The sequence below is a fragment of the Rheinheimera pacifica genome (assembly GCF_024809855.1).
Taxonomy (GTDB): domain Bacteria; phylum Pseudomonadota; class Gammaproteobacteria; order Enterobacterales; family Alteromonadaceae; genus Alishewanella; species Alishewanella pacifica_A.
Map to the genome: position 1 here is coordinate 83,371 of NZ_JANUEM010000014.1, position 25,741 is coordinate 109,111.

A 25,741-nucleotide genomic window follows, 5' to 3' on the forward strand; every position below is an offset into this window, starting at 1 on the left:
TACGCTATGAAACTAAAACGGCGCGCTGAAGATGGTTTTAATCTGTCATTTCTGGATGTGATGGCCTGTGGGCTGGGCGCGGTTATTCTGATCTTAATTCTGGTCGATTTTAACGCCTTTGTGCCAGAACCCACCGACGAAACCAATAAGTTGCAGCAGGAGCTAAACGCCGCCCAGCAGCAGCGCGAGCAACTGCAAAAATCAATTGATGAACTGAACGACAAAATTGCACTGGAATCGGCCAGCCAGCAGGATGTTAAGCTGTCGCAAAGCGATACCAGCAGCGACCAAAGCAAACTGCTGCAGCAAATTTCCACTGAACTGGCGGTAGTGGCCGATCTGGAAAAACAACTGGCCGCCATCGCCCGCTTGCCGGTACCGGATGCCAACGTACAACTAAGCGGCAGCGGCCAGCAAAATTATATTACCGGGCTGAAGGTCGAGGGCCAGGAAATTGGTATTTTGCTGGACAAGTCAGCATCGATGATGGGCGAAAACCTGCTTGAAGTGTTGCGCTATATGGCGCTGCCCGATAACCAGAAGCTGGCGCTGCCCAAGTGGCAGCGTAGCAGGCGGGCAGCGCAGTGGCTGCTGGCCCGTTTACCAAAAAACGCCAAAGTAACCGTAGTGGCTTTCTCTGAAGACGCCATTATGTTAGGCCAACGCCCGGCCAGCTCTGCCCAGGTTTCTGACTCAATGAATGCTATAGTGCGTGATATTGGCAAGCTGGTGCCAAATGGTGGTACCAATTTGCAAATTGGCTTGCAAAAACTGCGAGAGTTGCACCCAAATGTCACAGACGTGTACTTAATTACCGATGGCTTACCAACACTGGGTGATGGCCTTGGCGTGCGCTGCCGTGGTTTGCTGACCAGTAAAAAGTCAATTTCGTCACAGTGCCGGCAGGAGCTGTTGGTTGAAACCGTTAAACGCGCTGGTCAGGGGCTGCGGATGAATGTGATTTTGCTACCAATAGAGGGTGATCCTTATGCGTCGGCTATGTACTGGAGCTGGTCGCAGGTAACGCAGGGTACCTTTTTGGCGCCGGCAAAGGAGTGGCCATAGTGGCAGGACGTATGCGCAGAATAAAACGGCCGCCGGTGGAAATTTTTACGCTGTCGTTTCTCGATATTATCTCCTGTGCCTTTGGTGCTGTGGTACTACTGGTGTTGCTGGCTAAAAATGGTGAAAGCGAAACTGAACTGGGGCCGGATAATTTAAGCACTATGGTAGAGCAGGTGTTGGCGGCGCAACTTAACGTAGAGCTGTTAAAAGGCGCGGTGTCAGATAAACAGCAGCAGCTTGCGGCTGCTCAGGCCCGTTCGGCTTCTGTCACAGAGCAGCTGAAATCGCTGGAGTCTTCTATTCCCCGTGCCCAGCAAACGTTACAGCAATTGCAGGATCAGGCCAGTTCATTGCGCAATGAACTGCGTCAGGCCACAGCCATGCTGAATGTGCCTAAATCTACCGATAAACCGTCAGACGAAGTGGGCGGTATTCCAACCGATGCCGATTATGTGATCTTTGTTATTGATAATTCGGGCTCAATGGTAGCAGGCAATAAATGGCAGCAGGTGATTAATGTCGTAAATGATATTTTAGTGAATCACCCGCAAATGAAAGGTTTTCAGGTTATGGCTGCCGATGGCACCTTTTTATACCCCGGCCAGGAAGGCCAGTGGCTGAGTGACTCAACCAGTATGCGCCAGCGTGCCATGGACCGGATGAAGCGTTTTACCGGTGGTGGCAGTGCACCTGAGGTGGGTATTTTACGTGCGCTGGACTTGTACAGCAAAACAAAAGGCAAAGTTAGCCTGTATGTATTTGGCGATGATTACCGCTCCTCCAGCCTGGATGCCATTGTTGGCACTATTACCGGCAAAAATGCCGATGCGGCCGGTGAGCCACGTTTTCGAATTCATGGTATCGGTTTTTACCGGCCCGTTGGTGGTGACGCAGCACAATTTGCCGCCTTTATGCAGGCTGTGGCTAAGCGCAACCGCGGTGCTTTTGTCGGCCTGGCATTTTAGGGCTAGCGGCTTAAAAAAATCTGCTAAAAAAGATTTTAGTTCTGCCACACCGCTGTCGCTTTAACTCTGTGAGCATCAATCACAGGAGATTTCACGATGGCTTTATCAATTCAATCTAATGCAGCGTCAAAATCAATTCAAAACCAACTGGGCCGTACTAATAACGATTTATCGGTAGCGTTAGAGCGTTTAGGCTCAGGCTTTAAAATTAACTCTGCTAAAGATGACGCAGCAGGCTTACAAATTGCCAACCGTTTAAATGCGCAGGTTCGTGGCCAGGAAGCGGCTATCTATAACGCTAACAATGCTATGTCTATGCTGCAAACCGCTGAAGGTGCGTTTGAAGAAATGACTAACATTGCGTACCGCATGAAAGAGCTGGCAACGCAAGGTGCTAACGGTACCAACAACTCTTCTGAATATACGGCATTAAACTCTGAGTTTACAGCGTTGAAAAGTGAGTTAGAAAATATTATCGGCAATACGTCTTATGGTTCTGGCACCAAGTTACTTGATGAAACCGATGGTAAACTTCAGGATGCAGTGACCTTTCAAATTGGTGCTACGAGCGCAGAAACCTTAGAAGTTGATATCAGCACGCAGTTAGGCAATATTACAACCGCTATGACAGCAACAGAGTTTGCTGCTGGTTTCGCTAGTGGTGTTAACGCAGATGACCAAACTGATGCCCAGACCATTATGGGCCAGGTAGATACCTTACTAAATGCAATTGGCGCAGCCCGTTCTGAGCTGGGTGCCAGTATGAACCGTTTGGATCACTCTATTAATAACGTGACCAATATGATGGAAAATACTCAGTCTGCAGCTGGCCAACTGATGGATGCAGATTTCGCCAAAGAAACCTCAAATATGACCAAACAGCAGTTACTGATGAACTCAGGTATTTCTGTACTGAGCGCGTCTAACAGCACAACACAAATGATTGGTTCACTGCTGCGTTAATACGCTGCCAGGGTAACAACAGTGTTATAACCCTGCCGGCTTTAGCTGGCGGGGTGTTTTTCAGGTAATAGTTGGTGGCAGAAGGTATACATTATGGCGTCTTATTTAAGTATTGATCCCCAGACTCTGGCCCGCCAGTACACCCAGATTGACCGTGCCGGTAAAGATAATTTACTGTCGGCTAAGTCAAAACAGTTTACTGCCCAGCTTAATGCCATTAAAAAATTACAAACCTCGATGGGTAGCTTTTTAACCCAACTGAAAGATTTCCGCAAAGCTGACAGCAGCTTGCTGGCCAATACCGCCAGTAGCACCAGCGAGTCAACTTTAGCTGTTACAGCCAGCGGTAAAGCGGTGGCTGGTAGTTACGATATTTTTGTGCAGCAACTGGCACAAAACCATCAGTTAGCCATGTCATTTGACCCCACAGCTGCGCTGGCAACAGATGGTGAGTTTACTATTGATTTGGGCGGCAGCAGTTTTTCTGTCGATATGGCCGGGCTACCCGCTAATGCCAAGCTGGCAGATCTGGCCAAGGCAATTAACAGCCATGCCGATAACCCTGGCGTTAGCGCCACGTTAATGCGCAGCGGCAATGAAACCTTTTTAGTGATCTCAAGCGATGAAAGCGGTGCAGCCAATGAGCTGACACTGGGTTTTAACGCTGGTGCAGATGCGGCTGGTGCCGATATTACGGCGGCCCTGGCAGCAAAACAGGAGTTAAAAAAGGCTCAGGACGCGATAGTGCGTTTAGGTAGTGACAGTGCCATTAATGTTACCAGCGCCAGCAATACTTTAACCGACGTGATTGAAGGTGTAACGCTTGATCTGGTTAAAGCTCAGGCTGCCGGCGACAGCCCGGTAAATATCAAAATTGGCCAGGATCAGACAGCGATTAAAGCCAATGTGCAAAAGTTTATTGATGGTTACAATGGCATTGTCAGCAGTATTACCGGCGATGCCAACCTGAAAAATGACAGTATGGCGCGCAGTATACAAAACCAGTTCCGTGCCGCTTTTCAGGGCGAGATTGACGGTAAAACACTATATAGCGTTGGCCTGGAGTTTGACCGCAACGGTAAGCTGAGTATTAACAGCGACCGGTTTGAAAAAGCCCTGGCGGATGACCCGGCGGCACTGGAAGCCATGCTAACCTCTGACACCGGGGTGCTGGCCAAGCTGGAAAAGACAGTAGAACCCTACAGCAAAAGTTATGGTGGTTTACTGGGTGATAAGCAAAAAACACTGCAGGCCAGCCTGGATTTAGTGACCGAGAAACAAAAGCGGCATGATTATTCCATGGAATTAACCTACAAGCGTTATCTGAGTCAGTTTACCCAGATGCAAATTACCATAGCGCAGCTTGAAAGCTCTATGGGTCAGTTTTAACTAGTGAGAGACAGCTTATGTTAGATTTTGGCAATGGTTATCAGGCTTATAAAAGTACAGCAGTAGAGGGCAAAGCTGCCGGGGCTGATATTCACAAGCTGGTGCTAATGTTATTTGATGGTTTTCTTGATGAACTGTCGCGCACCGAGGGCCATATTCAGGCAAAACGTTTTGATAAAAAAGCCGCCGGTATTGAGCGCATGCTAAAAATTCTGGGCGGGCTGGATGCATCGCTGGACCAGCAAAATGGTGGTGAAGTGGCTGCCAATATGCAGAAACTGTATCAGCACTGCGGCCAGGCACTGCTTAACGCCAGCCTGAAAAACGATTTAACTTCGCTGGATACCGTGCGGGTGATCATGACCAACCTGCAAGAAGGCTGGCAAGGGCTGGCACAAAGCGCGGCCTGATACCACTTTACGGCCTGCCGGTATCTTTCCGCTGTTTCAAGTGCTCTGACCCCTTGAAAACCGCTGCCAGGCAGCGGTTTTTGCTATCTGGCTGCTAAATGTGCGGCAAGCGGTAGCTGCTTGCTTCCGATCAGCGGAAGTAATACTTCCGCTTTTTAGCAGTGCTGCTTTAAAAACACTTATAAATCATTGGTTTGAATTGTGGCCTGACAGTTGCTAAATCATTCTGCTTAGCGAAGTTGAACAGGGGCTGAATGTGCCGTTAAACCATTTACAGGCAGTTGATGTGGCAAAACAGCTGTTAAAACTGCAGCAGAACTTGCTGTTGGCAGCAAAGGCGCAGAATTGGCCGCTATTGCGCAACCTGGATCACCAGTTTATGGCGCTGCTCCGGCAGCTAGATCTTGCCGGTGCCCGCGAGCAATTTTCAAGCCAGCTTACTGCCCTGCAGCAGAGCTACCAGCAGGTGATCACGCTGGCTAAAGATGAGATGCACCGCACGGAGGCGCAGATGAAGCAATTTAATCAAAACCGGCCGGGTGTGCTGGCCTATAAACAAACTATTGAGGGTGAAGGGCTATGAGCCAGTTACAGGTCGGCCAGCCTATTGCCAACAGCAGCGGCGCTGCAGCCGGGGTGCTGCCAAACCACAACTCTGGTGGGGGCGCTGAAGAGAGCGCTGACAGTTTAGTGTTTGTGTTAAACCAGCCAGACACCGCCGCATCTTCTGGCCGTTATACAGAGCTATCGGCACAGACGGAGATGCTGCTGGCAGAAATAACACAGGTAAACCTGATAACAGCAGCGATAGCTGAAACCGGTATGTTACCTGAAGGGGCCGAAGTGCCTGAAAGTAGCACCGAAACGGATAATAGCGCTGTCATAACTGATACTGTGCTGCTGCCAGACGATGCCGCAGAAATATCAATAGACCCTTTACTGCTATCCGCACTTAATTTTGGGCCATTGCCCACACTAAACCAAATGCGCACGGAGAGTACGCCGCAAAGCAGTGCAGGGTTATCAGGTTTTACTGACAAAGACTATAGCGCTGCACTGCTAAACAGCAGCGCCTACAACACTACAAAAGATTTGCCGCTGACAGGCACAAACACGGCTTTGCCTGTTACGCCAATGTCTTTGCAGCATTTTATCCGCCAGGCTACTGAGCTGGTGCGCCCGCTTAGCAGTGACACTGCTGCAGTTAGCGGCGTAGCCACCGCGCAGATAGCTGCCAGCACAACATCCGCAGAACCAGCGTTTCAGTGGAAGGCTGACCAACTGGGCCTGCAAAGCAGCCAGTGGGGCCAGAAGCTGGTGTATTTATTATCTGACAAAATTAATTTACAGCTGGGCCAGCAAATTCAGCGGGCGCAAATCCGGCTGGACCCACCACAACTGGGGTTAATTGAACTGAGTGTCAGTGTTGATGGCGACCGCACTACGGTGCAGCTATACGCCAGCAATAATCAGATGCGTGACGCTATGCAACAAAACCTGGAGCAGCTGCGCCAGCAACTGGCACAGCGGCTGGACAGTGAACAACTGCTTGATATAGATGTACGCCAGCAATCACAGCAGCAGGCAGGGCAGCAACATGCTGAGCCTGAGCATATTGCTGCCCATTTTGCCGACGACGTGACAGAACTAAGTAGCTCAGCGTCAGCGCAGCTAACCACTGGCTGGCTTAACCGGCTGATATAGGAGAACAGTAAGACATGAAAGCTTTAGTGTTAGTCATTGCAGCAGTGTTACTGCTGGCCGTTGGCGGTGGTGCAGCGTATTTTTGGTTTGGCCAGCAACAAAGCCCGGTTGCGGAGCAGAGCAAGCCACTGTTTTATCCGCTGGACCGCTTTGTTATCAGCGTTGACCATGCACAACATTCGCGTTATCTGGTGCTGGAGCTGACACTGCTCAGCCACGACAGCCAGGTAATGGCACAACTGCCCGATGCCTCGCCGTTACTGCGTAATACGCTGGTGGCGCATTTTAGCAATATCAGCCATGGCGATGCGAAAGATGCCTTTAAGGATATTCCTCAGGTGCAAGGCACATTGCTGGATAAGTTTAACCAAACCCTGCGCCAGAACAAGTTCAGTTATCAGATTGAACAGGTACTGGTTACTAATGTGTTTATTCAGTAAGGCCGTTTTATGCTGGCTACGTCCCAATGGTCTGATCCGGAACAACCGAGCAGTTTTAAGTTCAGCCCGGCGCAGGAAAGTGCTTTGCTGAACCGTTACGGCTATCTGGTAAAACGGGCGGCGGCACATCTACGCAGCCTGGTTGGCAGTATGGTAGATAGAGACGACTTACAACAAATTGGTCTGATGGGCCTGCTAAGTGCGCTGCGCCGCTATGGCCGTGATGTAGACGACCAGTTTGAGTCTTATGCCTTTAAGCGTGTCCGTGGTGCCATGCTGGATGAATTTCGCCGCATCGACTGGCGGCCACGGCAATTACGCCAGCAGTCACATCAGTTACGGGATAAAAGCCGTGAGCTTACCCGGCAACTGGGCCGTGTGCCCACTGATGACGAGCTGTGCCAGGCGCTGGACATTGATCAAAAAACCTTGCTTGAGCTGCAATATGTCGGCCAGGCCGAAGCGATGGAAAGCCTGGATTTATTGCTGGAACAACAGGCTGAGGCTCAGCTTGGCAGCAGCAGTTTAAGCCAGTTTGAACTTAAGCTGTCACTGACAAAGGCGATGGCATCGCTGCCTGAACGCAATAAATTGCTGCTACAGCTGTATTACACCCATGAGTTAAATATGAAAGAGATTGCACTGGTACTGGAGTTAACTGAGTCCAGAGTTTGCCAGTTACATAAGCAATCAGTGGAAATGCTCAGCAAAAAGCTGGCGCAATGGTAAAGGTACAGGAAGCAGAACAATGCAAAAAATAATAGGTTTTATTATCGTACTGGGCGCCGTTGTAGGTGGTTATATGTTTGCTGGCGGTAATGTGGCGACATTATGGCAACCAGCCGAATTTCTTATTATTTTTGGTGCCGGTTTCGGTGCTTTGGTAGTGGGTAATTCCGGCTATGTGTTAAAAGAAATGTGGTCGCAGCTGAAGTCGCAGTTTATAAAACACAAAGACAGCAGTGCCTTGTACCGCGAGCTGTTGTTATTAATGTACTCGTTGTTGGATCTGGCCAAAAGCAAAGGCTTACGTGAACTGGACGAGCATGTTGAAAACCCGCAAACCAGCTCGGTCTTTCTTGCCTATCCACTGGTGCTGGAACATGAAGCACTGGTGGTGTTTGTTTGCGACAACCTACGTCTGATGAGCATGGGTAAGTTAAACGCCCACGACTTTGACAGCCTGCTGGAGCAGGAAATTTACACCATTGAACAGCAAAAGCTAAAGCCCTCATCTGCGATGGCAACCATTGCAGAGGCGATGCCTGGTTTTGGCATTCTGGCTGCGGTGGGCGGCATTATTATTACTATGCAGCATCTGGATGGCCCGCTAAGCAATATTGGTTATCACGTTGCGGCTGCACTGGTGGGTACCTTTATTGGTATTTTTGGCTGCTATTGTCTGATGGCCCCGTTAAGTTCCGCTATGGAGCAATACGTTAAAAAGCAGGTGGCTCTGCTTGAATGTGTGCGCGCTATTTTGGTGGCCCACGCCAAAGGTCATGTGGCGATAGTCGCAACCGACTCCGGCCGTCGCATGATTAACGAAGAGCAAAAGCCGTCGTTTACCACGATGGAACAATGGATTAACGATAAGGCCGCCTGATGAACAGCTCCAGCTCGCCGGTTATTATTAAACGCAGTCAGCGCAGCTCTGGCAAAACCAAATCTGGCGGCGCCTGGAAAGTCGCCTTTGCCGATTTTACGCTGGCGATGATGGCGTTCTTTATGGTGTTGTGGATTTTAGAAGTCTCGAATATAAAAGAGCGCGCTGAAATTGCCAACTATATGCGTACCCACTCTATTTTTGAAGGCAGCCCGGCACCGTTTGAACCGGGCAATAGCCCGTTCCCGGTCGATTTAGGCGGTACCCCTTCGGTAATTGATCAGAATTCTGCCAATGCCTTGCCGCCGGATAACCCGTTGCCCGGCATGTCAGAATATCTGCAGGTGCCTTCAGGTGAGGACAGGCCACTGGCAGGTAAGGGCGATAAGCTGAATTCACTGATTGATGGCCAGTTCGACAGCCCGGCTGAACTGAGTTTGTTGTTGCAGGCCTTTGAACAGCTAGCTGCTGAGCTGATGGCACAGGAGCATATCCAACTGGACATCGTGCCATCGGGCTTACGGGTTATTATCCGTGACAACAAAAAGCAGCAAATGTTTATCCGCGGCCAAATGCGTATGACACCGTTTTTTGAAGATTTATTGCTTAGCCTGGGGCCGGTGTTTAAAAAAGTACAAAACAAACTGATTATTTCCGGCCACACCGACAGCACGGCTTTTAGTGGCAGCCAGTACAGTAACTGGGAGTTGTCCGGGGACCGCGCTTTGCAGGCCCGCCAGGTACTGGCTGCCGGGGGCATGCCGGTTGGGCGGGTAGCACAGGTGGCTGCATTTTCGGCTACCCGGCCGCTAAACGAGCAAGACAGTGGCGACAGCGCTAACCGGCGCATTGAATTACTGATCTTAACCAGTGCCGCCGAGGCTGAACTCAACCAGCTGTTTTCGCCCGATAATCAGAACAATGCCGTACAGCAGGCCGCACAGGAAGCACAGCGTAATCAGCCCGTTGGCCGTTCAGGAGTGAGGGTAGAAGATGGTAGCAACTAAGCCTGATGTGTCACGCAAATATTTGCGCTGGTACTTTAGTTCGGCAAGTCAACCCCATGAAACGCAGACCAAAGGTATAGCGGTAAAGTTGTGGCAAAGCGGCCTGTTTGGCCGCCATATATGCCAGGCCGTGGTAAAAGACATGAGCTTGGGTGGCGCAGGTTTATTGGCACCGCTGACAAAAACAGTACCGGATATCGTTGTGGTTGAATATGACAACCAGTTCAAAATTAAAGCTGAGGTGGTATACCGCCGCCAGGTTAGCGACAAACTGGTGTTTCTGGGTATCAGCTGGCTGGACGCTAAGCGCGAACAGCGGCTGAATTTACTGCGCCGCTTAAGTAAAAAAGCCTACCGGGCATCGCGCGATGCCAAAGCCCAAAGCCACGGATAACGTAACTGCAGATGAATAAGATGAAAACCCCTACTTTGCTGATCCCGGCTGACCAGGCCACTCATTGCCAGCCTTTTGCACTGACACTGGACCAACGCCGCTTCAGCGCGGCCGGTAAACAGGCGAAACAGCGCTTAGCAGATCTGGCACAGGCGGCAGAGACAGAACTGAGCAAATTGCTGACCGATATTGAGTTTAGTATTGAACTGACGTTATGTCAGGGCACTGCGCTGGACAGTTGGCTGGCAGAGCCGGGGCGGTTGTTATTACAGTGTCCGGTGCTGGTGCCAACCGACACCAATTGTTATCTGGCACTGGATTACACCAGCGTACACCATCTGGCGGATTTATCGCTTGGCGGCCAGCTTAGCAAAGTGCTGCCCGGTGAAGAAAAAACCGAGTTAAGCGCTTCAGAGCTACGCATTTGCAGCCGCATTGCCCAGCGCCAGCTACAGGCCATGCAGCAGCTGTTGTTTAAAGAGCAATCAGCACTACCGGCCAGTGCAGTAAAGCAGCAAATGGAACCGGCCCGGTTTCAGTATCTGCCTTTAAAGGTACGGCTGTTGCTTGGCAGTGATGTGATTAGCTGGTTTTTATGGCTACCGCTGGAGTTCTTTGTTGCGCCGCAATACCACAGTGTTGTTAGTGCCAGTGCAGCAGATATATCGCACTGGCCGCAGGTGCCGGTGCAGTGCCGGGTTGAAATGGTGCGCAAAAAAGTCAGCCTGCGCCAGTTACAGGCCTGTCTGGATGGCGCTGTACTGCCAATTGAGTTTGGCAGTGCTATGACATTCCAGCTTAACCAGACAGCATTATTTCTGGGCAAAGTGGCAGAAGAAGCCAACAGCCTGGTATTCCAGATTACCGATATCGTTAATAAAGAGAAACAAGCATGAACGAAAACCTGAATAACAGCAAAGGTCTGGATGCGGCTTTGGCCGGGCTGGATATGATGGAGATGGACGATATCTTCGAGCAGGGTACTGACAGTGCCGGTACCACAGGCGATGGTTTGTCGATGTTTCGTGATGTGCCGCTGACGGTCACATTAGAAGTGGCCAGTGCTGAAGTTACGCTGGGCGAGCTTAGCCGGGCCAGTGTCGGCGATGTGCTGCCGCTGGACAAAGCCGTAGGCGAAGCGCTGGATGTAAAAGTAAATGGTGTATTGTTTGCCAAAGCTGAGGTGGTAATGGTTGATGGCAAATATGGCCTTAAGTTTGTCAACCGTAAGGCGGCATCTGAGCATCATGAGTAGGCCACTGCTGACCTTGTTATTACTGCTGGCAGCTATGTTGCTAAGCGGTACGGCAATGGCAAATGACTTAACGCTGCTGTCAGTACGTGATGCAGATGGCGGTCAGGATTACAGCGTAAAGCTGCAGATTGTGCTGCTGATGACAGTGCTAAGCCTGATCCCCGGTATGTTGATGGTGCTGACATCATTCACCCGTATTGTGATTGTACTGGCCATTTTGCGCCAGGCGCTGGGTTTGCAGCAAAGCCCGCCGAACCGTGTACTGATTGGCATCTCACTGATGTTGACACTGCTGATTATGCGCCCGGTGTGGCAGGACGTTTATCAAAATGCCTTTAAACCCTACCAGGCCGAAGAAATGACGCTTGAACAAGCCCTGGCACGTGCAGAACAACCATTACGGCAGTTTATGCTGGCACAAACACGCGAAAGTGAGCTGCATCAGGTGCTGCTAATAGCTCAGGAGCCTACGTCTATGGCCGCTGCTGAGGTGCCAATTGAAGTGTTGATCCCGGCTTTTGTACTAAGCGAACTGACCACGGCATTCCAGATCGGTTTTATGCTGTTCTTGCCATTTTTGATTATTGATATGGTGGTGGCCAGCGTACTGATGTCGATGGGTATGATGATGCTATCACCGCTTATTATCAGCCTGCCGTTTAAGTTAATGATTTTTGTGCTGGCAGATGGCTGGTCGATGGTGGCCGGTACTCTGGCAGCAACCTTTGGGACAATACCGTGAGATTAGCCATGAACGGAGTTAAATAATGAGCCCGGATCAGAGTACCGAACTTGTTGCCCAGGCTGTGTATACCATCATCAAAATTTTATTGGTAATGGTGGTGCCCAGCCTGATCCTGGGTTTAATTATTGCCGTGTTTCAGGCTGCTACGTCTATTCAGGAACAAACCCTGACATTTTTGCCCCGTATGGTACTGACATTATTAATGCTGGTATTTGCCGGCAACTGGATTTTGCAAACCCTGGTAGACTGGTTTCGTAACCTGATGGTGATTATCCCCGGAGTATTTGGGTGAGTTCGTTAATTTCGCTCACCAGTGCTGAACTGATGAGCTGGATAGGAGCTGTCTGGTGGCCTTTTGTTCGCTTGTCGGCATTATTATGGGCCATGCCAGCCTTTGATAACCCTGCTGTACCGCCGCGAGCCAGAATTTTGTTGGCAGTGTTTATCAGCTTTTTACTCGCCCCGATGTTGCCAGCTATGCCAACAGTAGACCCGTTTTCTTTAGACAGCGCAGTCATCACGTTCGAACAAATTGGCTTTGGCATTATGATGGGCTTAGCGGTACGTATGCTGTTTGAAGTACTGATGATGTCCGGGATGATGCTGTCGATGCAGATGGGGTTATCTATGGCCACTATGATGGACCCGGCTACCGGTGATTCTGCACCGTTGCTGGGGCATTTATTCTGGATGATGGGGGCATTGTTATTTTTCGCACTGGGCGGTCATTTGCTGGTACTTGCGGTGCTGGTAGATAGTTTTTCACTTTGGCCGGTAGGTAGCAGCTTATATCAGTTGAATATCACCGTGTTGTTACAAATGTTTGGCTGGATGTTTGGCGCTGCTGTGTTGGTTGCACTGCCCGGCGTCATTGCAATGTTATTGGTTAATCTGACATTTGGCGTCGCTACCCGCGCTGCGCCTTCGCTGAATATCTTTGTGCTTGGTTTTCCGATGAACATGGTGCTGGGTTTTGTGTGTGTGTATCTGACCGTGGTGCAAACCGGCTTTCGTTTTTCTGTAATGATTAACGAGATGCTGGATAACCTTTATTTGCTGATGAGGTAGCCGATGGCAGAGCAAAACAGCGCTCAGGAAAAGTCGGAGCAACCCACAGCAAAGCGGTTAGAAAAAGGGCAAAAAGAAGGGCAGGTAGCCCGCTCTAAAGAGCTTAATACGGCGGTACTGTTAATGCTGGGAGTGGCCGGTTTATTGTGGTTTGCCCAGCTGTTTCTGACGCTGTTTATGCAACTGATGCAGCGCAGTTTACAGCTGAACAATGCGATGCTAGCCGATGAAAAATTGATGCCGCGGGCGATGGGACAAGCTGTAGGCGATATGCTGGCAACTTTGTTCCCGTTTTTGTTTTTGCTGTTTATGGCGATGCTGGTTATTGGCGGTATGCCAGGAGGCTATATTTTTTCTGCTAAATTATTCAGCCCGCGTTTTAAACAGCTGGATCCGCTAAAAGGGTTGGCCAGAATGGTCAGCCTTAATTCTTTGGTAGAACTGGCTAAGTCAATTTTAAAGATAGCGCTGCTGGCCGGCTGCCTGTACTTGTTTCTCAGCCAATTATGGCAACGGCTATTAATGTTGCAGCGGCTGGATGTGAATGCAGCCTTGCAGGAAGGCATGGGCTTACTGGCACTTTGCCTGATGTTGACGGTCACTGCGTTGCTACTGGTCGCCGCAATTGATGTACCTTACCAGGCGCATAAAGTTGCGAAAGAACTGAAAATGACCAAGCAGGAAGTAAAAGAAGAGCGTAAATCTGCTGATGGCAGCCCGGAGATAAAAGGCCGGATCCGCCAGATCCAGTTTCAAATGGCCAACCGGCGTATTGAAGAGCGCGTGCCTAAAGCAGATGTGATCGTAATGAACCCAACGCACTATGCAGTGGCCATCCGCTACAGCGAAAAAGATGCCAGAGCACCTTATGTGGTCGCCAAAGGCATAGATGAAATGGCGCTGCGGATCAAAGCGGTAGGCCAGCGCCATAAGATAGAAGTGTTAGAAGTGCCGGTGCTGGCGCGGGCTATTTATTATTCCACCCGCGTGGATCAGGAAGTGCCTAAAGGCTTGTATACGGCAATAGCCTATGTATTGACCTACGTAATGCAGTTAAAAGCCTACAAATATGGCCGTGGCCAGCAACCTGCACCGTTGCCTGCGCTGGATATTCCGAAATCGTTGTTAGACAACGCTAATGTCAGAGGTAGTTAAACAGTGAACTGGCGTACTCTTACCCAACCTTATACCGCTATTCCCATACTGCTGCTGGCCATTCTGGCGATGGTGGTATTACCGTTACCGGCCTGGATGCTGGACGCGCTGTTTACCTTCAATATAGTGCTGTCGGTGATTGTGCTGCTGGTAGCCGTTTCAAGTAAAAAGCCATTGGACTTTTCGGTATTTCCTACCGTGCTGCTGGTGGCAACGCTGATGCGGCTGACGCTGAATATTGCCTCTACCCGGGTAGTATTGCTACATGGCCATGAGGGGACAGACGTTGCTGGCCGGGTGATCCAGGCCTTTGGTGAGGTAGTCATTGGCGGCAACTATGTTGTCGGTATGGTGGTATTTATTATTCTGATGGTGATTAACTTTGTGGTTATCACCAAAGGTGGCGAGCGTATTTCAGAGGTGGCTGCCCGTTTTACGCTGGACGCTTTACCCGGCAAGCAAATGGCCATAGATGCCGATATGAACGCCGGTTTGATTGGCCCGGAACAAGCCAAAGAGCGGCGTAATGAAGTTGCCCGCGAAGCAGATTTTTACGGGTCAATGGATGGTGCGTCCAAGTTTGTCCGTGGTGATGCGATTGCCGGTTTAGTTATTCTGGTCATTAACCTGCTTGGTGGTATCAGCATCGGGGTATTCCAGCACGGTCTGAGCATGGGTGAGGCGTTTCAACGCTTTGCGTTACTCACCATAGGTGATGGCCTGGTAGCTCAGATCCCATCGTTACTGCTGGCCGTTGCGGCAGCAATTATCGTCACCCGGATGAATGACGAAGGCGAAATGTCTGATGAGGTAGGCAAACAGCTGCTGGCCTCTCCCAGAGTGTTGCTGACTACCGGCGGTATTATGTTGATCCTGGGGCTGGTGCCGGGTATGCCGGCGCTGGCTTTTATCAGCTTTGGCCTGCCTCTGGTATACGTAGCCTGGCGTTTACAACAGCAGGTAGATAAAGGCGAGTTGGTTCAGGCAGAGCTGTTAACCGAAAGCATAGCGCAAACGCCAAAAGCACTGGGCTGGGACGACATTCCACATATTGACCGTTTATCAATAGAGCTGGGCTTTCGTCTGGTGTATCTGGCCGACAAAGATAAAGGCGAAGAACTGGTGCAAACCTTACGCGGTATCCGCAAAACGCTGTCAGAGCAAAGTGGCTTTTTATTACCGGAAGTACGGGTACGCGACAATCTGCAGCTAAACCCGCAGGAATACCGTATTAAACTGGCCGGGGTGCCGTTAGCCAGTGGCCGGTTAAACCCGCAGCAGTTGCTGGCACTTAACACCGGCGAAATTTATGGTCAGCTTGACGGTGAAATTACCCGTGACCCGGCTTATGGCCTCGAAGCGGTATGGGTTGACAACAATACCCGCGCCAAGGCACTGAACCTGGGTTATTCGGTGGTGGATCTGGCGACTATTATTGCTACCCATGCCGGCAAGGTTATTAAAGAAAATTTGTCTGAGCTGTTTGTTTATGAAGACGTAAAGCAGCTGAATAAACGGCTGGCGGCAGTAGCACCGGTGCTGGCAGAAGCGTTGGATAAAGCACTCAGTGCCACTGTACAGTTAAAAGTATACCGGCTGATGCTGCGGGAACAGGTAAGCCTGGGCGATATTCTGACCATCGCCAGCACCTTACTGGACAGCAGCGAAGTAACCAAAGATCCTATTTTACTTACCTCAGACGTGCGCTGTGCGCTGCAGCGGGCGTTGGTGCGGCAAATAAGCGGTGATAAAGATGAACTGGCCGCCTTTACGCTGGATGAAAAGCTGGAACAAACCTTACAGAGTGCGCTGAACCAGGCCATGCAGGCCGGTAAAGTTGCGTTAGACAGTTTTCCGGTAGCGCCCAATCTGTTAAGCCAGTTTCAGCGCAATATGCCACTTATCTGCAGCCAGATGCAGCAACAGGGTAATACTCCGGCATTAGTGGTAGTGCCACAATTACGGCCTTTGCTAGCGCGCTATGCCCGCACTTTTACACAAAACTCGCTGGCAGTGCTTTCATATAATGAAATCCCGGAAACATTACGGGTAAATGTAATAGGTACACTGGGCTGACCTAATATGTTGTTGGCCCGGGCTGTCATCGTGCTGTCACAGCACTGCGGTATGCTGAATAATGTATTTAGATAGTTGTGCAGGTTTTATAAATAGTTAGTCATTTTTAAATAAGATCTGGTCTGAGCAGTTGAGGCAGAAAAGTGGTTAAATATGTAACAATTTGGGGTTTTAACTATATGATCTTTAAGATCATGAAAGATCTTTTTAAAGTTTGACTTGCCAGACAATAGTAATTTAGATATCTTTTATATTATTCAGTTTAGGTTCATAAATCATTTTATGTTTTATGAACCGGTTAAGACAATTAAAAGGCAAACTGCACCGAAAGGGCAGGACGCAAAGCCTCCGGTCTACGGCGTTTAATAACGTTATGATAGCGGGGTTGCATTAGCTTGGCGCCATCCTCGTGATGTGTCTCTGCCTGCGCGGCTGCCCGCGTTAGTGCCGGGCGCTTTCTATGCAGTTTTCCTTTTATTTTCTTAAGCCAGTGGCGTATCGCATTGCGATACAGGTTACGGTTAAATAAAAGGGTATCAATGTGTCTTGGTTTTCTCTTAGCTTGTGGTTCAGCACTTCTGCAATTGGCACTGCCATTGCGGGCTCTGTGCTGATCCAGCCAGCCGAGCAGGCGCAGTGGCAGCTTGACAGCAGCGCCTTTCATTGCCGTTTACAGCAGCGGGTTAGCGGGCTGGGCCAGGTGAGCTTTGCGCTGGAACCCGGCCAGCCGTTACAGCTTGACGTTGAACTGGCGCAGCCTTACCCCGCTTTAGAGCAAGCCACTGTTGCCGCCCGCAATGCTGATTGGCAACCTGATGTTATCCAACTGGAAAGCCTGCCTTATATCGCCGAGCTGTATCACGATAGCCGGGTAAGCTTCTTACAGGCCGCATTACCGTTATTTCAGCAAGTGCAGGCTGGTGCCTGGCTGCAGTTTGAGCTGGGTAATAGCCGGCAGCAGCAACAGTTATTACTTACCAGTGTGCGAGGCCATGAGGCGGTAGAGCAGTTTCGCGGTTGTGTGGCAAAAATGTCGCCGTTGTCCTGGCAGCAGGCCCGTGACACTGACATTGTTTTTGCCTCAGGCCAAAGTGTGGTTGACCGTACGCAATTGCCGGTATTGCAAAAACTGGCGCGTTATCTGCAGCTTGACCCTTCTGTTAAGAAAATTCTGATTGATGGCCATACCGACGACGTTGGCACGGCATTGGCTAACCGGCAACTATCAAAAGAAAGGGCCGATGATGTGGCTGCCCGCCTGATAGAGCTGGGGGTAAAAGCCAGCATGCTGGAAGTACGCGCCCATGGTAACCGTTATCCGTTGCTGCACAGCCAGGGTAAGGCTGAGCAGTCTCATCGCCGGGTGTCCATCCGGTTAATCCGAACCACTTCCTGAGCAGGATCTGACTAACCATGAATTCACCCTACGTACTATGGATAGACTCACATAAACCCGCTGCCGAGATACAGCAATGTATCAGTGCTGAAGGGTATTGTTTATTACACACCCACTCTGTGACTGAGATAATCAGCCTGTGCCATGACTACCAGCCAGCACTGGTATTTATTGACAGTGGCATGCCGCAAATGACACTACCGGATCTGGTAACACTGGTTTACCGCAAGCTACCTGCGGCGCAAATTATCAGTATGGTAAACAACGACCAAAGTGAATTGGCTTCAGATACCTTACAAAGCGGCGCTATTGATTATTTACTTAAACCTTTTTTTGCCTCGCAGTTAAAAACCTCAATCCGTAACGCTACGGCCATGAGTAAGGGGCTGAAAGATTTAGTGGCCGTGTCGCATGCCAGCCGTCAGATCCTGCAACTGGCGAACCGGGCTGCGCAGACTGAAGCCAGCGTGTTGATCCTGGGCGAGTCGGGCACAGGTAAAGAGCGGTTGGCGCAGTTTATTCACCAGGCATCAGACCGCGCCGGTAAACCTTTTATTGCTGTTAATTGCGCGGCTATTCCGGAACATATGCTTGAGGCCATGCTGTTTGGTTACAACAAGGGCGCTTTTACCGGCGCTGTCAGCCAGCAAATTGGCAAATTTGAGGCTGCCAACGGCGGCAGCATTTTACTGGATGAAATTTCTGAGTTACCCCTGGCCCTGCAGGCCAAACTATTACGGGTACTGCAAGAGCGGGAATTGGAACGCCTTGGCAGTAACAACCGCATTAAGCTGGATATCCGCGTTATTGCTGCCAGCAATAAAAATTTACGCACTCAGGTAGAACACGGGCTATTTCGCGAAGACTTATTCTACCGGCTGGATGTTTTGCCACTAAGCTGGCCGGCACTGCGCGAGCGGCGTGATGATATTTTGCCACTGGCAGAGTTTTTTATTAATAAATACGGTAACGGCAAATACCGTTTAAGCCGCAGCGCGGCCGACGTGATGCTGCAATACAACTGGCCGGGTAATGTGCGTGAGCTGGAAAATGTTATGCAGCGAGCCCTGGTTATGGCGCGCGGCATCGAACTGCAGATAGCCGATCTGAATTTACCGCAATGCCACCCGCAGGCTGCCGCTATTTGTGCCAGCCTGCTTAAGCAAAGTAAGAAAAATGCCGAGTTTGATTACATTCTCGATGTACTGAACAAGTGTAATGGCCACCGCACCCGCACGGCACAGGCGCTGGGTGTGAGTACCCGCGCTCTGCGCTACAAATTAGCTGCTATGCGTGAGCATGGTGTAGACATAGACGCATTAGCTTCTTAAGGAATTTATGATGATTTCACCAATAAACAGCCAGAGCCAGATGCTGGAGATGATGACAGCATTGCAGCAGGCTGCCAGTAATGAGCGCATTGCACCGGCTAATAATGACAGCGGCATCGGTAGCGACTTTTCACAGGTGATCCGCTCAATCAACCAGCAGCAGAATATTGCCGCCGACATGATGACGGCAGTAGACACCGGCCAGTCTGACGATGTGGTGGGCGCTATGATAGCCAGCCAGAAAGCCAGTTTAAGTTTCTCCATGCTGCTGCAGGCGCGTAATAAAGTACTGAGCGGCATTGATGATGTAATGCGGATGTCACTGTAAGGACAATGTAATGAAAGGCGAAGTGATAAAAAAAATGCCTGCTGCACATATTGAGGGCAACTTTCGCGAGAAAGTCATTAACTTGTCCAGCAGGTTTAACCGGTTACCGGGTGGCGACCGCAGCATAGCCTCTATCGCTTTGCTGGCCACTCTGGTGGCGGCGACGATAGTACTGATTTTATGGACTTCAGCTAAAAACTATGTGCCTTTGTATGGCAATCAGGAGCATTACGACAAAGCCGGTATTCTGGAAGTGCTCGACAAAGAAAAAGTCGCCTTTCGGATTGATACCGACACCGGCAATATTATGGTGCCGCAGGATCGTCTGGCAGATGCCCGTATTACGCTGGCTGCACGCGGTATTAAAGCTGCCATGCCAGAGGGATTGTCAACCATCGGTGAGAAAGTGACGATGGGTACCAGCCAGTTTATGGAGTCTATGCAATACCAGCATGCACTGGAAGGCGAACTGGCCCGTACCATTATTACTATGGATGGTGTGCGTAACAGCCGGGTGCATCTGGCTGTGCCTAAACGCAATTTATTTGTTGGCCGCCAGGAAGAAAAATCTGCTGCTTCAGTAATGGTTGATTTAGCGCCGGGCTATGAGCTTAAACCAACTCAGGTTGAAGCAATTGTCAGCCTGATCAGTGGCAGTGTGCCGGGGCTGGACCCACGCAAAGTATCGGTAGTAGATCAGCGTGGTAAGTTGCTTACCGGCGAATTGTACGACGATGCCCCGATTGGCAAGGAAACAGACAAAAAACTGGCTTTTATTCAAAAGCTGGAACGTAATATTGAGCAACGTGCCGCCATTATGCTGCTGCCTATTCTGGGTGATGGTAACTACCGGATCCAGGTATCGTCAGACGTTGATTTTAGTGTGATAGAAGAAACCCGCGAAGTGGTAGACCCAGCCTCGGTCATGCGGTCTGAATCAATAAAAACCGATACCATGCTTGATCAACTGGCAATGGGCATTCCCGGTTCGCTGGCAAATCAACCGCCATTACCAGCTAATCAGCAAGCCGATGATAATAACCAGCGTACTTCAGAGCGCAATGAAAGCAGCCGCCAGTTTGACAACGGCCGTGCAGTCACGCACACCCGCTTTGAAGTGGGCCGGTTAAAGTCGATGAGCGTGTCGGTGCTGGTAAATGAAGCTGCTGCAGGCGATACCGGCTGGACTCAGCCTCAGTTACAGCAACTGGGTGAAATGGTAAAAACGGCCACCGGTTTTCAGGCCGAGCGTGGCGATCAGTTTAATATTACCAGTTTTGGTTTTGTTGCTGCAGAGCTATCAGGCGAGCCGCAGGCAGGCCTACCCTGGTGGCAGTTACCTGAAGTAAAAGAATATGCCCGCTATGTATTTGGCAGTTTAATCGCGCTGGCGTTGATCCTGTTTGGCGTGCGGCCTTTGGTTAACCATCTGATCTCGGGTAAAAAGCAGCGCGAACCGGAAACCGACCACGCTTACGCCACCTTGCCGGATGAACCACTGGCAGCACTGAATGCACAAGCAAATGTAAAAAATACCGCAGACAGCAATGCTGATGCCGCTCAGAGTGATATACCACAACCGGGTTTTAACGCCATTAATCTGCCTAAAATTGGTTCTGAATTTGCTGAGCAAATCAGCCATATGCAGCTTTTGGCCAGTAAAGAATCTGACCGGGTAACCGCAGTGATTAAATATTGGGTAGAGCGAGGAGTCAGCATTGAATCAACTAAGGTCTGAACATAGCCGCACTATTACCGATTTAGATCGGGCGGCCATATTGCTGCTAAGCATGGGCGAAGAAAATGCCGCCGGTATTATTAAAAAGCTCAGCCGGCATGAAGTGCGGGCGTTGTCAGAGCGGATGGCGAAGATCACCAACGTAACGCAGGACGACGTAGCATTAATTTTAAACGATTTTTTTGACTGCTACCGCAGTGAAAGCGGAGTCAGTGGTGCTTCAAGGCTGTATCTGGAGCGGGCGCTGGACAAAGCCGTTGGCCGTAAGCTGGCGCGTGGCATGCTGGATGATATTTACGGCGGCGCACTGGCGGATGATTTACGCCGGCTGGAATGGGTACCGCCTGAGTTATTGGCACGCTTTTTAGAGCAGGAGCATGTGCAAATGCAGGCATTGTTGCTGGCATTTTTACCGCCCGAGCAAGCCTCTGCCGTTATTGCGCTGTTTCCTAAACAAAAGCATGACGACATTCTGTTTCGTATTGCCAGCCTGCGTGAAGTTAGTGAACACGTAATGGATGATTTACGCCATACACTGGAAGCCTGCATTGAATTTGTTGGCGAACAGGTAGGTGCCCGCGTTAATGGCGTGGAAAAAGTGGCAGAAATTATGAACCGTTACAACGGCAATAAAGCTGAAGTAATGGAACTGCTAAAGCAGCATAACGCTGAAACGGCCGAAGCTGTGCAGGACAAAATGTACGACTTTGCCTCACTGGCACGGCAAAGCGAAGATGTGCTGGCGTACTTACTGAACGAAATACCGGACGAGCTATGGGTAGTGGCATTAAAAGGCTGCGAACCGGCCATGCTGGACAGCATTATGTCGGCCCTGCCAAAACGGCTGGCGCAGGTTTACCGCCAGCAAATTGAAGGCACCAAAGCGCAAACGGTTACCAAAGTTGAAGCAGCCCGGGCCGAAATAATGCGCATGATCCGCCAGATGATGGCCAAAGGCGAAGTAGATTACCGCTTATACGAAGAAGCAACGCTGGGATAACTATGGCCGATCTGTATCGTTTCCCCGGTGTACAGCGCGATCTGAGCCGGCAAAGCCCCGAACAGCAACTGCAGCAGGCTTATGAGCGCGGTATGCAGGAAGGCAGGTTGCAAGGGGCAGAGCAAGGCCGCCAACAGGCACAACAGCAAGCCGAGCAACAGGCGTTGCAACAGGCTGATGCCCGCCAGCAACAGGCGATACAGCAACTGCGCCAGCAGTTTGAACAACAATTGCAGCAGCTACAACAGCAACTGCTGCAACAACAGCAACAGCAGGAAAAACAACTGGCCCGGGCCATATTTGAACTGGTCAGCCAACTGGCCACACTGACGCTTGAGGCTGAACTTAGCCTGCAACCTGCGCACTTGCAGCAGGCTGTCACCAGTGTACTGGCTTTATTGCAGGTAGATGAACAGATCCATACTATCCGGCTGGCCCCGGCAGATTTTGCGTTATGGCAACAACTGGACATTGCCGCCCTTGGTACGATTAACCTGCAACCCGACGCCAGGCTGGCACCGCGTAGCGCTGAATTTGTTGGCCTGTCTCAGCTGCATTTACTCGATTTTCGCCAGCGTTTAAGCCAGATGTTACCGCAGTTGAAGCAACAGCTTGAGAGCACCGATGAGCCTGCTTAACCGCTTGCAACAGGTAGGCAGCCGGTTAGATGCCGGGGCCTTATACCAGAGCTTTGGCACTTTGGTGCGGGTAAACGGCATGGTGCTTACCGTCGCCGGTGGCCAGTATACGCTGGGGCAGCGCTATCAGGTAGAAATGCAGGATGGCCAGTGGGTTGAGGCTGAAGTAGTCGGTTTTGACCGCGAACAGGCATTTTTAATGCCGCTTACCAACGCCAGTGCACTAACAACCGGTGCCAGAGTCAGGCCGCAGGTAAACGCGGCTGCATTAACTGTAAGCCGGGCTTTGCTGGGGCGGGTGCTTGATGGCCTGATGCAGCCACTTGATGGCGGTCCGGTATTAACCAAAGGTGAGCATATCAGCAGCCAGTTGGCGGCGGTAAACCCGATGCAGAAAAAGGGCGTTAGTACGCCGCTTGATGTTGGTATAAAAGCCATTAATGGTTTATTTACCGTTGGCCAGGGCCAGCGGTTGGGTTTATTTGCCGGGTCAGGCGTGGGTAAAAGTAAATTGCTCGGCATGATGACACGTTTTACCAGTGCTGATGTGGTGATAGTTGGCTTAGTAGGTGAGCGTGGCTGGGAAGTAAAAGATTTTATTGAACATAGCCTCGGCCCTGAAGGCATGAAAAAAGCCATTGTTGTGGCGGCACCGGCCGATCAGTCGCCGTTGCTGCGGATGCGCAGTGCCGAGCTGGCACACCGTTTGGCAGCCTGGTTTCGCGATCAGGGTTTGCATGTACTGTTACTGGTAGATTCATTAACCCGCTATGCCCAGGCACAGCGCGAAATTGCGCTGTCAGTCGGCGAGCCGCCGGCTACCCGTGGTTATCCGCCGTCAGTGTTTAGCAAACTTACCCAGTTGGTAGAGCGTGCCGGTAACAGCAGTGACAGCAATGGCAGTATGACAGCCATTTACACCGTGCTGGCCGAAGGTGACGACCAGCAAGACCCGATAGCCGACGCCGCCCGCGCTATTCTGGATGGCCATGTGGTATTAAGCCGCGAGCTGGCCGAACGCGGCCATTATCCGGCGATAGATATCGGTGCCTCCATCAGCCGGGTTATGCCGAATATTGTCTCTGAGCAGCAGCTAAAAAGCTGTTACAGCTTAAAACGTTTATACAGCCGGTATCAGCAGGTACAAGAGCTGATACCGCTGGGGGCTTATCAGGCCGGGAAAGACAGCGAGCTGGATCGCGCCGTGGCGTTGTATCCGAAAATAGAGCAGTTCCTGTGTCAGGGTTTACATGAACAGGTTGATTTCAGCCAAACCGAACAACAACTGGCAACTTTGGTGGCGCAGCATGCTTAAAAAATATCTGCAAACGCAACAGGATAACTTCGATATCATGCGCAGCCGGCACAGCCAGCTGCAACGTCAGGCCGAATATGAGCAGCAGCGCAGCAGCCTGCTGGCGCAACATATCGACAGCATGGAAACCAGCCGCCAGATGGTATGCAGCCTCAGCCTGCAGAATTTGTCGGGTTTAAAGGTGATCATGCATGATATGGCGCAGCAACAACAACACCGCAGCTTGCTGGCGCAGCAGGAAGCAAGCATGCAGCAACAGGCCTGCAACAAACAGGCTGCCTATAATCTGGCGATAGAGCAGGTACTGGAAAAACGCCGCCAGCATCAGTTACTGCAACAACAACGGCGCGAGCAAAAACAACAGGACGAGCTGGCAATGCAAATGTATCAGCGTCAGTTGGCTTCCGACTGCTGAAAACAGCTAAATTAAGATACTTTTAGACGCGCAGCCCGATCTATCTTCGCGGCAATTTTTTTAGTTTTCCCATTTATACCGTTTGCACCAAAGGCTTTCAATTAAAGCAGATATACCGCTGATGACGAGGGTTTAACCGAATCGTGTAAGGTTTATCAAAACGCACTGTGGGGCCAGGTATGGCGGATCACATTCTACATTGAGCCGATAACTCATTTTTTGTAGTTTCCGTTACATAACTATTGTTTGTTAATATCAAAATAAAATTAATTTGCTTATTTTGCAGAAATAAATTACAACTTTGCGTTGTGTACAAAATGCTTCGTCATTCAGGGGCATTATTATTCAAGGATGAGGAAGTATGCGACGTTGGATATTAGCATTATTGTTTGTATTTCCATTGGCTAGCCAGGCAGTTAGCTTTACCCAGTACCCTACCTCTACCAATACCTCCGGTAGTTTTACCCTGGCATGGCAGTCTCTTCCCACAGATACGCAGAATTTCAAAGTGCAGGAGCTAAAAGCAGGGGTAGAAACACGTGTTGTAGCAAATAGCGGCACTTCTGTGATTGTTACCGGCCTCAGTAGTGGTACTTACAGTTATGAATTGTGGATAACCCGACGTTATTACAATAATCAAATTAGCGAGTGGGTAAGGGAAACCACTAAGCATGACACTATTTCAGTTGTTGTGTCTGTAACCATACCGCCACCTGCCAAACCGACAGCACCCTCATTAAGTAATAATGGCAGTTATAGTGTCAGTTGGGATGCTGTTACTGGTGCAAATAGCTATCGCCTTGAAGAACAAATAAATACCGGAGGTTGGCTTGAAGTACAAAACTCTGCTGATCGGAGTATAGCTTATACCGGTAAAGCAGATGGTACCTATGGCTATAGAGTGAGAGCTTGTATTGGCAGTAATTGCTCAGGTTATAGTGCTACTGCAACGGTGCAGGTTAGCTACCCGCCAGCCGTTGCACCGGGTATTAGCTCGAATGTCAGCCAGACAACATACAGTTATCAAGGTAACCTCAGCGTGGCGTGGAATACGGTTGCGACGGCTACCCGTTATGAGCTGGAGCAGTTAATAGGGAGTACCTGGACAAATAAAGTGAGGGCGAACCAAACTTCGGTATCGTTACTAAATTATGAGTTGGGCAGTTACTCATTCCGGGTGCGGGCGTGTAATGCCGGTGGCTGCAGCGGCTGGTCGGCCACGAGAGTGATTTCGCTGGCACAGGCACCCAATATTACCGGCGCAACCACTTCCCGTGGAACGGTAAGTTTAACCTGGGCACAACCGGGGCCGGCGAACTATGTTAATGTGGTAGAGAA

Annotated in this window: 28 protein-coding genes and 1 riboswitch; all 28 genes read left to right on the forward strand. The window is 50.3% G+C overall.

Annotation, left to right across the window (positions count from 1 at the left end):
* Positions 1-6: 6 nt before the first annotated feature.
* Positions 7-1,065 carry a VWA domain-containing protein gene (locus M2404_RS16350; RefSeq protein WP_259240829.1) on the forward strand — a complete coding sequence of 353 codons (1,059 nt, stop codon included), beginning with the start codon at positions 7-9 and terminating at the stop codon, positions 1,063-1,065.
* On the forward strand, positions 1,065-2,030 hold the full coding sequence (locus tag M2404_RS16355; protein WP_259240830.1) for a vWA domain-containing protein: 966 nt from the start codon (positions 1,065-1,067) through the stop codon (positions 2,028-2,030). The genes M2404_RS16350 and M2404_RS16355 overlap by 1 nt, the downstream gene beginning before the upstream one ends.
* 96 nt (positions 2,031-2,126) lie before the next feature.
* Positions 2,127-2,993, forward strand: coding sequence for a flagellin N-terminal helical domain-containing protein (locus M2404_RS16360; protein ID WP_259240831.1), 867 nt, complete (start codon positions 2,127-2,129; stop codon positions 2,991-2,993).
* A 93-nt stretch (positions 2,994-3,086) separates the two neighbouring features.
* Positions 3,087-4,382, forward strand: a complete 1,296-nt coding sequence (fliD, locus tag M2404_RS16365; RefSeq protein ID WP_259240832.1) for a flagellar filament capping protein FliD — start codon at positions 3,087-3,089, stop codon at positions 4,380-4,382.
* Positions 4,383-4,399: 17 nt separating this feature from the next.
* Complete coding sequence (gene fliS / locus M2404_RS16370; RefSeq protein ID WP_259240833.1) at positions 4,400-4,792, forward strand: flagellar export chaperone FliS; 393 nt, start codon at positions 4,400-4,402, stop codon at positions 4,790-4,792.
* A gap of 256 nt (positions 4,793-5,048) precedes the next feature.
* Positions 5,049-5,375: a hypothetical protein gene (locus tag M2404_RS16375; protein ID WP_259240834.1), complete on the forward strand. Its 327-nt coding sequence runs from the start codon at positions 5,049-5,051 to the stop codon at positions 5,373-5,375.
* On the forward strand, positions 5,372-6,496 hold the full coding sequence (locus M2404_RS16380) for a flagellar hook-length control protein FliK (RefSeq protein ID WP_259240835.1): 1,125 nt from the start codon (positions 5,372-5,374) through the stop codon (positions 6,494-6,496). Before M2404_RS16375 ends, M2404_RS16380 begins: the two co-directional genes overlap by 4 nt.
* 14 nt (positions 6,497-6,510) lie before the next feature.
* The gene (locus tag M2404_RS16385) at positions 6,511-6,936 is read left to right on the forward strand and encodes a flagellar basal body-associated FliL family protein (RefSeq protein WP_259240836.1); all 426 of its coding nucleotides are present in this window, start codon (positions 6,511-6,513) and stop codon (positions 6,934-6,936) included.
* 9 nt (positions 6,937-6,945) lie between these two features.
* A complete protein-coding gene (locus tag M2404_RS16390) occupies positions 6,946-7,665 on the forward strand; it encodes a FliA/WhiG family RNA polymerase sigma factor (RefSeq protein ID WP_259240837.1) in 720 nt (239 codons plus the stop codon).
* A gap of 19 nt (positions 7,666-7,684) precedes the next feature.
* The gene (gene motA / locus M2404_RS16395) at positions 7,685-8,542 is read left to right on the forward strand and encodes a flagellar motor stator protein MotA (RefSeq protein ID WP_259240838.1); all 858 of its coding nucleotides are present in this window, start codon (positions 7,685-7,687) and stop codon (positions 8,540-8,542) included.
* A complete protein-coding gene (locus M2404_RS16400; RefSeq protein WP_259240839.1) occupies positions 8,542-9,549 on the forward strand; it encodes a flagellar motor protein MotB in 1,008 nt (335 codons plus the stop codon). Before motA ends, M2404_RS16400 begins: the two co-directional genes overlap by 1 nt.
* Positions 9,536-9,943 carry a PilZ domain-containing protein gene (locus tag M2404_RS16405; RefSeq protein WP_259240840.1) on the forward strand — a complete coding sequence of 136 codons (408 nt, stop codon included), beginning with the start codon at positions 9,536-9,538 and terminating at the stop codon, positions 9,941-9,943. Before M2404_RS16400 ends, M2404_RS16405 begins: the two co-directional genes overlap by 14 nt.
* 11 nt (positions 9,944-9,954) lie before the next feature.
* Positions 9,955-10,839 carry a FliM/FliN family flagellar motor switch protein gene (locus M2404_RS16410; protein ID WP_259240841.1) on the forward strand — a complete coding sequence of 295 codons (885 nt, stop codon included), beginning with the start codon at positions 9,955-9,957 and terminating at the stop codon, positions 10,837-10,839.
* On the forward strand, positions 10,836-11,198 hold the full coding sequence (locus M2404_RS16415) for a FliM/FliN family flagellar motor switch protein (protein WP_310503105.1): 363 nt from the start codon (positions 10,836-10,838) through the stop codon (positions 11,196-11,198). The genes M2404_RS16410 and M2404_RS16415 overlap by 4 nt, the downstream gene beginning before the upstream one ends.
* Positions 11,191-11,940 (forward strand): flagellar type III secretion system pore protein FliP, encoded by a 750-nt coding sequence (gene fliP / locus M2404_RS16420; RefSeq protein ID WP_259240842.1) that lies wholly within the window; start codon positions 11,191-11,193, stop codon positions 11,938-11,940. The genes M2404_RS16415 and fliP overlap by 8 nt, the downstream gene beginning before the upstream one ends.
* Before the next feature lie 25 nt (positions 11,941-11,965).
* On the forward strand, positions 11,966-12,235 hold the full coding sequence (locus M2404_RS16425; protein WP_259240843.1) for a flagellar biosynthetic protein FliQ: 270 nt from the start codon (positions 11,966-11,968) through the stop codon (positions 12,233-12,235).
* Entirely contained in the window at positions 12,232-13,011 is a 780-nt protein-coding gene (gene fliR / locus M2404_RS16430; RefSeq protein WP_259240844.1) for a flagellar biosynthetic protein FliR, read from the forward strand. The genes M2404_RS16425 and fliR overlap by 4 nt, the downstream gene beginning before the upstream one ends.
* Positions 13,012-13,014: 3 nt before the next feature.
* A complete protein-coding gene (gene flhB / locus M2404_RS16435; RefSeq protein WP_259240845.1) occupies positions 13,015-14,166 on the forward strand; it encodes a flagellar biosynthesis protein FlhB in 1,152 nt (383 codons plus the stop codon).
* A 3-nt stretch (positions 14,167-14,169) separates the two neighbouring features.
* Complete coding sequence (gene flhA / locus M2404_RS16440; RefSeq protein ID WP_259240846.1) at positions 14,170-16,242, forward strand: flagellar biosynthesis protein FlhA; 2,073 nt, start codon at positions 14,170-14,172, stop codon at positions 16,240-16,242.
* Between the two features lie 303 nt (positions 16,243-16,545).
* A riboswitch (cyclic di-GMP riboswitch) is annotated at positions 16,546-16,635 on the forward strand.
* A gap of 148 nt (positions 16,636-16,783) precedes the next feature.
* Positions 16,784-17,638, forward strand: coding sequence for an OmpA family protein (locus M2404_RS16445; protein WP_259240847.1), 855 nt, complete (start codon positions 16,784-16,786; stop codon positions 17,636-17,638).
* A 17-nt stretch (positions 17,639-17,655) separates the two neighbouring features.
* On the forward strand, positions 17,656-18,969 hold the full coding sequence (locus M2404_RS16450; RefSeq protein WP_259240848.1) for a sigma-54-dependent transcriptional regulator: 1,314 nt from the start codon (positions 17,656-17,658) through the stop codon (positions 18,967-18,969).
* Positions 18,970-18,976: 7 nt separating this feature from the next.
* Positions 18,977-19,297, forward strand: a complete 321-nt coding sequence (gene fliE, locus M2404_RS16455) for a flagellar hook-basal body complex protein FliE (protein WP_259240849.1) — start codon at positions 18,977-18,979, stop codon at positions 19,295-19,297.
* A 10-nt stretch (positions 19,298-19,307) separates the two neighbouring features.
* On the forward strand, positions 19,308-21,035 hold the full coding sequence (gene fliF, locus M2404_RS16460) for a flagellar basal-body MS-ring/collar protein FliF (RefSeq protein WP_259240850.1): 1,728 nt from the start codon (positions 19,308-19,310) through the stop codon (positions 21,033-21,035).
* Positions 21,016-22,035, forward strand: coding sequence for a FliG C-terminal domain-containing protein (locus M2404_RS16465; RefSeq protein WP_259240851.1), 1,020 nt, complete (start codon positions 21,016-21,018; stop codon positions 22,033-22,035). The genes fliF and M2404_RS16465 overlap by 20 nt, the downstream gene beginning before the upstream one ends.
* A gap of 2 nt (positions 22,036-22,037) precedes the next feature.
* Complete coding sequence (locus M2404_RS16470; protein ID WP_259240852.1) at positions 22,038-22,673, forward strand: FliH/SctL family protein; 636 nt, start codon at positions 22,038-22,040, stop codon at positions 22,671-22,673.
* Positions 22,660-23,988 (forward strand): FliI/YscN family ATPase, encoded by a 1,329-nt coding sequence (locus M2404_RS16475; protein ID WP_259240853.1) that lies wholly within the window; start codon positions 22,660-22,662, stop codon positions 23,986-23,988. Before M2404_RS16470 ends, M2404_RS16475 begins: the two co-directional genes overlap by 14 nt.
* The gene (locus tag M2404_RS16480; RefSeq protein WP_259240854.1) at positions 23,981-24,403 is read left to right on the forward strand and encodes a hypothetical protein; all 423 of its coding nucleotides are present in this window, start codon (positions 23,981-23,983) and stop codon (positions 24,401-24,403) included. The genes M2404_RS16475 and M2404_RS16480 overlap by 8 nt, the downstream gene beginning before the upstream one ends.
* 361 nt (positions 24,404-24,764) lie before the next feature.
* The coding region (locus tag M2404_RS16485; RefSeq protein WP_259240855.1) for a fibronectin type III domain-containing protein at positions 24,765-25,741 on the forward strand (977 nt) is incomplete at its 3' end.